Below are 4667 nucleotides of genomic sequence, written 5' to 3'. Positions count from 1 at the left end.
GCGCCGCGCTGGCGTCTGGCCGCGGCCGCCGCGGTGTGCGCGGTGGCGGTGCTGGTCGGCTGGGCCTGGCCGCGCAGCCAGACCTACCGCACCGCGCTCGGCGAACAACGCAGCGTGCAACTGGCCGACGGCAGCACGGTGCGGCTCAATGCGCAGACCCAGGTACGCGCCACGCTGACCCCCTGGAGCCGAAAGCTGCAGTTGCTGCAGGGCCAGGCCAGTTTCGTGGTCGCCGCCGACCGGCGCCCGCTGCAGGTGCAGGCCGGGGGCCTGCGCGTGGAAGATATCGGCACCACCTTCGACATCGCCCTGCACCCCGACCAGGCGCGCATCGAGGTCTCGGCCGGACGCGTGCACGTTTGGCGCCAGGACCGTCCGCAACAACCCATGCTGGCCGATCTCGGCGCCGGCCAGAGCGCGCGCATCGACACCGCCGATGGCCGGGTCGAACTGGGCAACGAGGACGTCGCCGCGATGCACGCGTGGTGGCAACACCGCATCGTGTTCCGCGACGAACCGCTGGCCAATGTCGCCGAGGATTTCAACCGGCTCAACCGCACCCGCCTGCTGATCGACGACGCCGATGCCGGGGCGATGCGACTGACCGGCAACCTGCGTGGCGACGACGTCGCCGCGTTGCGCGCCTTCCTGGATGCGCAGCCGACATTGCAGGTGCGCACCAGCGCCGACGGCATCCACGTGCGCAGCCGCACGCCGACACAGGCGCGCCTGCAGTAGCGCGGCAGCTGCGTCGCGCGCACTGCGCGGCGCACGCATCCTTCAAACCAGACGGCCGGCACGCCATCAGCGCGTCACATGCATCGTGCACGCACGCATCCGTGCGCGCACGCGACGCCAGCACTCGCACGCACGTGTCACAGAAAATTCATCGAAAAACGGTGCCCGATCTTCGTCGTCGCGCCTCGTAGTCCGGGGACAGCGCAGGCAAACGCCCATGGGCGATGCCGCGCGCACCACACCACCCCCGCTCTCACAGGACCCGACGATGCGCCGCACCCTGTTCCTTTCCATCGCCCTCGCCCTGCACGCCGGCGTCGCCGGCGCGCAGACCGCGCCCATCGCGGTCGAGGCGATTCCCGCGCAGCCGCTGGCGCGCGCGCTCAATGCGCTGTCGCGGCAGACCGGCCTGCAGTTCGTCTATGCCGCCGGCAGCACCGGCAACCCGCAGACCCATGGCAGCCGCGCTGGCGCGGCGCCAGAACAGGCGCTGCAGCAACTGCTCGACGGCACCGGCCTGCGCTACCGTTTCCTCACCCCGACCACGGTGACGATCGAGGCAGCGAGCGCGCCGGCGGAAACAGCGGCCACTGCACCGGCGGCGATGGCGGCCGCACCGACGCCGGCACCGGTGGCGTCGGCGGATGCGCCGGTCAAGCAACTGGACAGCATCCAGGTGCTCGGCAGCTACGCCGGCAGCCTCAGCGCCGCGCTGCGCGAGAAGCGCTACGCCGACAGCGTGGTCGACGTGATCGCCGCCGAGGATATCGGCAAGCTGCCGGCGCAGAACGTGGCCGAAGCGCTGCAGCGCGTGCCCGGCGTGTCGATCGTGCGCGACCGCGGCGAAGGCGTGTACGTGCGCGTGCGCGGCCTCGGCCCCAACTTCCAGGTGACCACGCTCAACGGCCAGACCATGGCGGTCAACGAGAACGTGCGCACCTCCGGCCAGACCGGCCGCCAGTTCCGCTACGACACCCTGCCGGCGGAACTGGTCGCCGGCCTGGACGTGATCAAGAGCCCCACCGCCGACCTGGACGAAGGCGCGATCGGCGGCATCGTCAACGTACGCACGTTCCGCCCGCTTGAACTAGGTAAAACGCTTACCAACGTGTCGCTGGAGTCGAGCCAGGCGCAGCGCACCCACGCCAACGACCCGCGCGTGTCCGGCCTGTTCAACTGGGTCAACGCCGACGGCACCTTCGGCCTGCTGCTGTCCGGCGCCTACGCGCAGCGCAGCCTGCGCCAGGACCGGGTCAACGAAGTGAGCTGGGACTACTACCGCGACGGCGTGCCGGGCGTGCCTGGCGCCAACTACGTGCCCACCGGCCTGCGTCCGACGCTGGAACTGGAGCAGCGCGAACGCACCGGCATCGCCGCCTCGCTGCAGTGGAAGCCGAGCGCGGCCTGGGAAACCAACCTGGACCTGCTCTACGCCAAACAGACCGTGCACTACGACGAATACAGCCTGGGCGTGGGCTTCGACAGCCTGGCCAAGCTCAGCAACCTGCGCGTGGCGCACGGCGGCGTCGCCGGCTTCGACTACCGCAACGGCCAGGTGCAGATCTCGCGCGAGACCTCCGGCATCACCGACGACAACCGCAGCGCGCGCCTGTCCAGCACCTGGAGCGGCGATGCGTGGACGCTGGGCGCGGTGGCGTTCCACTCGCAGGCGCACAGCTACGACTCCGATCCGATCCGGCGCACGCGCCTGCGCAGCGGCAACACCCTGTCGATGCGCGTGGACATGCCGCAGGCCGATGGCGACGACGTGCCCGACTGGCGCTTCACCAACGGCTTCGACCCGACCAACCCGGCCAGCGTAGCCGGGCGCCGCCTGGAGTGGCGCGAGATCGATGCGCGCGACAAGGAGGACGCGCTGCAGCTCGACGCCAAGCGCGCGCTCGGCGACGGCTTCTTTCGCGAGCTCAAGTTCGGCGCCAAGTACCGGCAGCGCTCGCGCACCTACGATCGCGCCGACCTGCTGCTGACCAGCATCGCCGGGGTGCGCTTCCCAGCCGGCAACTTCACCGCGCTGCCGGTGGACGACATGCTGACCGACGCCAACGGCAACCTGCCCCGGCAGTGGCTGGCGCCGATCCAATCGCGCTTCTTCGGCACCTGGCCGACCGCCGCGGACCTGGTCAACACGCCGAACAGCGCCGACCTGCAGAACTCCTACGAGGTGAAGGAGAAGATCGGCTCGGCCTATGCGATGGCCGACTTCGGCGGCGACCTGGCCGGCCGCGCGCTGCGCGGCAACCTCGGCGTGCGCCTGGTGCGCACCGAGCAGACCACCGACGGCCATGCCGACGTCAACGGCAGCGCGCAACCGGTGCACTTCGAACGCAGCTACAGCAATGCGCTGCCGTCGTTCAACGCCGCCTGGGACGTGCGCGAGGACATGGTGCTGCGCAGTTCCGCGGCCAAGGTCATCACCCGTCCCGACCTCACCGACCTGTCGTCCAAGCTCACCTTCAATTCCAGCGGCGAGATCCTCACCGCCAGCGGCGGCAATCCGTCGCTGCGTCCGTTCGAGGCCTGGCAGTACGACCTGACCTTCGAGTGGTACATCGACGGTACCTCGGCGCTGACCGGCGGCGTGTTCTACAAGGACATCTCGCGCTTCATCCAGACCCAGATGTCGAACCTGCAGTACCAGGGCCAGACCTACCTGCTCTCGTCCAAGACCAACGGCAGCCAGGCCAGCGTCAAGGGCGTGGAAGTGGCCTACCAGCAGGTCTTCGCCGGCCTGCCGGCGCCGCTGGACGGGCTGGGCATGCAGCTCAACTACACCTGGACCGACAGCGAGGCCACCTATCGCGACGGCAGCCGCACCTTCACCGACAGCCTCGAAGGCGTGGCCAAGAACACCTACAACGCGGTGCTGTTCTACGAGAAGGGACCACTGATGGCGCGGGTGAGCTACGGCTGGAGCGACGACATCGTCAACGCGGTCGGTACCGCCAACGTCGCCACGCTCAACAGCGACAAGTTCGGCAGCCTCGACGCGAACGTGGCCTGGAAGGTCAACGACACCCTGTCGGTGTTCGTCAACGCGATCAATCTCACCGGTGCGGTGCAGCGCCAGTACGTCGGCGACCGCCTGTTCGGCGGCTACACCGACTACGGCCGCACCTGGTCGGTGGGCCTGCGCGCACGTTTCTGATCCGCCGCGCTGCCGCCCACGCGCGGCAGCCAGCCCGCCCCGCGGCCTGCATCGCCGCGGGCGCCGGCCATCGCACCGTGCGCCGCCCACCGCCGCGCGCGGCGTACCGCCTCTGCCTGGAGCTTGCCGATGCCATCGCTGCCGCGCCTCGCCATCCTCGTCCTGTTCGCCCTGATGCCACTGGCCTGCACCGCGGCACGCGCGCAACCGGCCGCGACAGACACGCTGGAAAAAGTCGTCATCCTCAAGCGCCACGGCGTGCGTGCGGCGATGTCCAGCGCGGAGCAACTGGAGCGTTACTCGGCGCGCCCCTGGCCGCGCTTCGCGGTGCCGGCCGGGTATCTCACCGCGAACGGCGCGGCGCTGGAACGCTTGTTCGGCGCCTACTACCGCGCCCGCTATGCGCCGCTGGGGCTGTTCGCCGGCGACGGCTGCGCGGCCGCGTACTACTGGGCCAACCGCACCCAACGCACCCTCGCCTCGGCGCAGGCGCTGGCCAGCACGCTGACCCCGGGCTGCGCCAATCCGGTGCACAGCGTCGCCGACGATGCCTCCGATCCGCTGTTCGACGGCGCGCCCGCCCTGCGCACTCCCGCCGCGGTGGCGCAGATGCGCGCGGCCATCGCCGGCCGCATCGGCGGCGATGCGCAGGCCTGGAACGCGGCCCAGGCCGACGCCATCGACAGCCTGCAGCAACTGCTGCTGCAGTGCGCGCAACGGCCCTGCCCGGCCGACGCCGGCAGCGGCAGCGGCAAGCTGCGCC

At 70.5% G+C, this 4667-nt stretch carries 3 protein-coding genes; all 3 read left to right on the top strand.

Annotation, left to right across the window (positions count from 1 at the left end; all coding sequences use genetic code 11):
* The coding region (locus tag D180_RS18155) for a FecR domain-containing protein (protein WP_017913911.1) at positions 1–738 on the top strand (738 nt) is incomplete at its 5' end.
* A gap of 268 nt (positions 739–1006) precedes the next feature.
* On the top strand, positions 1007–3904 hold the full coding sequence (locus tag D180_RS18150) for a TonB-dependent receptor (protein WP_017913910.1): 2898 nt from the start codon (positions 1007–1009) through the stop codon (positions 3902–3904).
* Positions 3905–4033: 129 nt separating this feature from the next.
* Positions 4034–4667, top strand: a 634-nt coding sequence (locus tag D180_RS18145) for a histidine-type phosphatase (RefSeq protein WP_017913909.1), incomplete at its 3' end; no start/stop codon positions are given.

It is taken from the genome of Xanthomonas sp. SHU 166 (assembly GCF_000364685.1).
In the GTDB taxonomy this organism is placed as follows: domain Bacteria; phylum Pseudomonadota; class Gammaproteobacteria; order Xanthomonadales; family Xanthomonadaceae; genus Xanthomonas_A; species Xanthomonas_A sontii.
The sequence above is the reverse complement of the archived record's forward strand: the minus strand, read 5'-3'. Positions and strand labels throughout refer to the sequence as shown.

Bases quoted from the DNA above. Each gene is read 5' to 3' on its own strand.
- D180_RS18150 (WP_017913910.1), top strand. From the start codon at position 1,007: ATGCGCCGCACCCTGTTCCTTTCCATCGCCCTCGCCCTGCACGCCGGC.